The following is a 4663-nucleotide window of genomic DNA, read 5'->3' as shown; positions in this document are numbered from 1 at the left end:
GGATTTGCGGCGCCAGAAGGGGCCGTAGCGTTGAAATAACCGCGATCGAATAGCCTGAACACACATCAGATGTTCCGCGCTCTTCTTATGAACCACTTTTTGCGGTGCGGCGGCGGCCGTTCTTTTGACCCGGCTAATAAGCCACAAATGAATAGCCGTGAAGACAAGGGCCGTCACGCAGGCTAACGCCAGCCACAGAACGCCGCAGACGAGTAAAATCGGGGCGATGGTTGCCCACTGTGTCGAATGCTCAGCGGCAATCAGCCAGTAGGCAAACCCGCCCAGCACGATCGCGAGCGTAATGGCTACAGCAACAAGCAGTATGCTGATCCCGACGGAGATACGCCGATTTAAACGGTGATTATTGTTATTTTCCATAAGGTTTCACCACTCCAACAGCCAGAGGACATTGAGGATCTGAAGCTATCCAGCCGCAGGGGTTTGCTTCGCTTTTAGCGCTAATGGCGGCGAGCGATATCACCACCAGCGCCTCCAGTTCGCCCGGGATTCCCCAGTAATCGTCCTGAATATTGTGCGTCGCGTTCCAGCCACATTCGGCAAGTTCAGCCAGTTCCGGGTGCGAAAAAAGCATGCAGCGATCGGGAGATGCTGCAAGGCCGCTTTGCATTTCCGCGCGCAAAGTGACGTCTCGTAGCGACTCTGCCTCGGCAGGTTCAAAAACTTCACCGCGAGACAAAAGAACATCACCCCGGCATCCTGCCAGCCACAATACGGCGCACTCTCCTGCGGGACGATCGGCGTCGCAGGAAGGCGATAACGCGCGGCAGCCCGCGATCAAATACAGTTCCGGTCGATCGACATCGCCAAAGATGTCCGCAAAGAGAGCGAGCGTTTTCGCCCCCTGCCACGCCTCCGGCTGCGCGGGAACCTGCATTTTCGGGAAACAGTGATTGAGCTGCGCCGCAAACGCTGACCATGCATCGAGGTTACCCAGCCAGAAGAATTTCTCAGGATAGACAGCGGGCGCATCGCCATGCTGCTTTTTCCATTGCAGTACCAGCATCTGCGCCAGCTGCTTTTCTCGCTCTCCGGGATCGGTGGCAAATACTCCGGGGATACGCCGCGCCTTCCCTGACGCTTCCTGCCGGAGCGGTGGCGCGGGATGTTCACGCTCGATAACGCGCAGCCAGTCGGAGAGTTCAGCTCCGGAAGGGCCGATAAGCACCACGGCGTTTAGCGCGAACTGGCGCTGGTGTATTGCCCACCAGCGCGCGTGCTCCCTTTCCACTTCATCACTCCACGTGCAGGCGTGATGTACAGAGAGGCGAAAGTACAGCACCCGGAGTAACCAGGCTAAACCGCAGAGCGCGGCGATGCCGGCCATGCTCATCAAAACGACACCGCTGCCGGCGGCGGATTTATTCAGCACTACCGCGATGGCGCCCGACATTAAAATAATCGCCGCACAAGTTGCCAGCCAGCGGCTGGATACTGGCGGCTTTGCCATCCTATAACGAGGAAACTCAGGTATTTTCCTCATCGCATAATCCGGCACTCGGGGCTGGAGCTTACCAGCGTGCACCCGCAGACGCAGCGGTGGCCGTGCAGAGCAACGGGCTGCCCGTCCACTTGTGTTAATACGCTACCCTCTGCAATAGTGGTCATGCCATGTTTATTACATTTAACGCTATCGCCTTTAACAGCAATACCTTTACCAAAGAAAATATAGTGCCCGCCGATAACCGCCCCGCCATATTCCCGAAGCGTATCGCCCTGTCGTATTATATATTTCATCGAAATTCCTTTTGTTAATGAAACTGCCGCGAAACCATTGCTCACCAGAGTTTAAGAATATCATTCTTCGCGTCTTCTAATTTCCGGGCGTCGGAAATTATGCTGGCTTTGGTTGCTGATTCAGCCAGGCCACTCGTCATTGCTGGCTGAGTATTCGAACTTATATCAATTATCCCCCCCGAACTTTGAGATGACGGAATGACGGAGACCGTTTGCTTAACACCTTCTGTATTTTCACTCGCAAGAGTATTGGCCGATCGAGTCGTATTAAACATCAGGATGGAATTTTTTAAGGATGTTTGCAGCTGCCTGTCAACAAAGTGGCCATATTTGGCAATCAGTGAGACATTTTTACTCATTAGCTCGCCAAAATAGATCATCCGGTAGAGGAAGTAGCTACCCCAGGGCTCCCGCTCACCGAACGTCGCCTGCATAAACCACGCCCGCGAGTCGTGGACCTGGAAATCAAAAAGCGATCTTACTAAGCTCGCCGGGGAAGGCTCCCCTGCGGGCTGAGACTGCGGCTGAAAAAGCAGGGCGAATTTTTCTTCTGCCGACTTCTTCATTCTCTCATATTCGGCGGCAAAGTCATTTTCGCTAAATGCGTACATCACATTAGACAACGGCTCGGTAATTTTATACTTCCAGTTGCCTGTTTTAGGGCGGGGTTTGGCATGATAGTCAGCATTAAACTCCTCGGCGGCCTGCTTTAATTGAACCTGCGCAATCGCCGGATCGAAATCTTTTGGGCCAGGAGGTAAAGGAACAAACTCTTTATATCTGTGCGATACAATTAATTTCAGACGCTCGGCGTCTACCGCCTTCTGTTTCTTATCACGTTCTGCCTTTGAGATAGCCAGGACTGCCGGATCGCTATCTTTATTTTGCCCATTTAAAGCCGCATCTTTATAAAACTGTTGCGCCTTATAGGCGCCGTTTGTATAGCGACCAATTCGCCAAGCGGTGATCCAGGCCATCTGATTTTCAAGGGCAGAGATGACGTTTAGGTTGGCGCGAATGGGGTTGTATTTAGTTGTTTCTCTACTACATGAAGATAGATTAAGAGTAAACTCGCGCCATGCGTTGAACTTATTAACTAACTCCTCCGACAAATAAAAACTATCAAGAAGATCACTTGGCATATTTCGCCAAACATCCTTAACTAAATTAACGGGTAATGCTTGTTTAGGTAGCTTAAAAGGTGCGCCGCCATCAAATGCTGAGGCAAACATATCATGTAAAGCCAATTGGGACAGTAAGTTACTATCCCCGTCACCAATCGCTTTACCCTGTTCACCCGGAGGATAACCTCCCCCTAAATCTGAATGCATCCCAGGATAAATGACTTCTGTAGCGTATCCCGGATAAGTCCCATCGCTGCGGCAAAGGGAATCCAGCGGAAAGCAGAGCCTCTGTTCATGGGATGAGACCAGATGCGTGCATTTTTTGATTAATCCGTTATCCGGTAGCTCCATGGTGCCGTCAGCCCATATGCCCTTCGGCAAAAGGCGCGATATTCGCAACACCGACAGATGCCACCGTGTCCAGCAGGCCAAGAAACTCGATGCTCAGCGGGATTTTTACCCCGCCGGAAAGCAGGCAGAGCTCGATGAGGCTACCTTTTTTCCCGGCGCCGGGTAACAGTTCGTTAAGCCAGTTAACAAAGGTGCGCGCGCTTGCGGCACCGCGAGAGAAACCATACACATACAACTTGATACCTAACAGCCTGGGTTTACCAGGCTCCGGCTGGGTAACGGCCAGCTTCATTGCCGGTGCAAGATCGGCGGCCTTGAGCAGCCGGTTAAAAACAACTCTGCGCTTGTAAGGCCCGTCACCTCCCAGGTTGGAGGTCATGCTGCTGACGGCAGCGTGGCTCTCAGCATCGGACAGCTCGCGCAGGCCTGATGTTCGCCTTAGAGCATCAACAATTCTCAATAATCCCCAGTTCACCCGCTCTTCACCGTAAGTAGCAAACGCCAGGCCCGGGGTGCTGTAATCAAGATCGGAGACTTCAGGAAAAGGGGTACCGACGCCCGGAACATAGTATTTATAGTATTTGTTGTTTGCCGTGCCGGGTATATCAACCAGCGCCTCGGCGTGCCCTTTCACCCCACCGGCGTAGCCCTGACCAATGGTTGCGCGAAACAGGCGCGCAATATTGGTAGGGTGAGCAGGCTGCGACAGATACAGATCGTTATAGAGATTATTCCCCGTGCCATCAAAAAACAGGCTGATATGCAGCGTCTTGCAGCAGGGCGGCTCAACCAGCTTTCCCGCCGCCTGACAAAGTTCATTTCGGTATGTCAGTTCATGACTGTCCTGCAGCTTGCAGTTCTGTGCGATGGACGCGGGTTCCGTCGGTAGACGCCCCTCTTTTGGAAACGCCGGGGGATACCAGACTAAATCAGGGCTTATTTTTGACATGTTGTTGGCTCCTCCATTCTGATGGGATCTTTTATCGGATATTGCGGATTGCCGTAGTCATAGCAGCTGGTCGTGACCTTTATTTTGTCGCAGGGGAGGAAATGGATTTTTATTCCGCAGGTTGGTTGTCCGGTATAATCTGGGACAGGAACGATTAAACTATGCTCTCTATTTTGCGATTTTATTTTCATTTCCCATTCAAGTAATTTTTTATCATCCCCAAAACCAGGAAAATCCATTGAATATCCTAATCCGGTTTGCCAATCAACTTTTACCGTCATCCCCGGAACCCACTTTGACGGTACGGAAAAATACCCGGCCCCGCCGCCGCCCTGCCAGGGGCCGATAATATCAATACCCGACTGGCCGTTGACGCTGTAGTGATTAATGGCCCAGTGCGTGTGGTTGATAGCGTCAATGGCTCCCCCGCCGCCGCTTGCTGAATCATCGTCGGCCTGGTCACAGCCGGTGAGCGACATGACCA

The 4663-nt window shown here is 52.4% G+C and carries 5 protein-coding genes and 1 pseudogene; all 6 read right to left on the bottom strand.

The annotated features are described in order from the left end of the window. Positions 1–378, bottom strand: a pseudogene (locus QZ766_RS07280) (type VI secretion protein VasK); the annotation flags it as partial. Then, positions 368–1468 carry a hypothetical protein gene (locus QZ766_RS07275; RefSeq protein ID WP_297199497.1) on the bottom strand — a complete coding sequence of 367 codons (1101 nt, stop codon included), beginning with the start codon at positions 1466–1468 and terminating at the stop codon, positions 368–370. The gene QZ766_RS07275 and the pseudogene QZ766_RS07280, both read right to left, overlap by 11 nt. 29 nt (positions 1469–1497) lie before the next feature. Further along, positions 1498–1755, bottom strand: a complete 258-nt coding sequence (locus QZ766_RS07270) for a PAAR domain-containing protein (protein ID WP_297199494.1) — start codon at positions 1753–1755, stop codon at positions 1498–1500. A gap of 41 nt (positions 1756–1796) precedes the next feature. Further along, positions 1797–3230: a hypothetical protein gene (locus tag QZ766_RS23065; RefSeq protein WP_366509385.1), complete on the bottom strand. Its 1434-nt coding sequence runs from the start codon at positions 3228–3230 to the stop codon at positions 1797–1799. Positions 3231–3237: 7 nt separating this feature from the next. Then, positions 3238–4179 carry a hypothetical protein gene (locus QZ766_RS23060; RefSeq protein ID WP_366509384.1) on the bottom strand — a complete coding sequence of 314 codons (942 nt, stop codon included), beginning with the start codon at positions 4177–4179 and terminating at the stop codon, positions 3238–3240. Beyond that, complete coding sequence (locus QZ766_RS07260) at positions 4167–4658, bottom strand: DUF3304 domain-containing protein (RefSeq protein ID WP_297199500.1); 492 nt, start codon at positions 4656–4658, stop codon at positions 4167–4169. The genes QZ766_RS23060 and QZ766_RS07260 overlap by 13 nt, the downstream gene beginning before the upstream one ends. Positions 4659–4663 lie beyond the last annotated feature (5 nt).

The organism is uncultured Pluralibacter sp. (assembly GCF_913775985.1).
In the GTDB taxonomy this organism is placed as follows: Bacteria; Pseudomonadota; Gammaproteobacteria; order Enterobacterales; family Enterobacteriaceae; genus Pluralibacter.
Note: the sequence above shows the minus strand (reverse complement) of the source record. Positions and strands in the feature narration are given on the sequence as shown.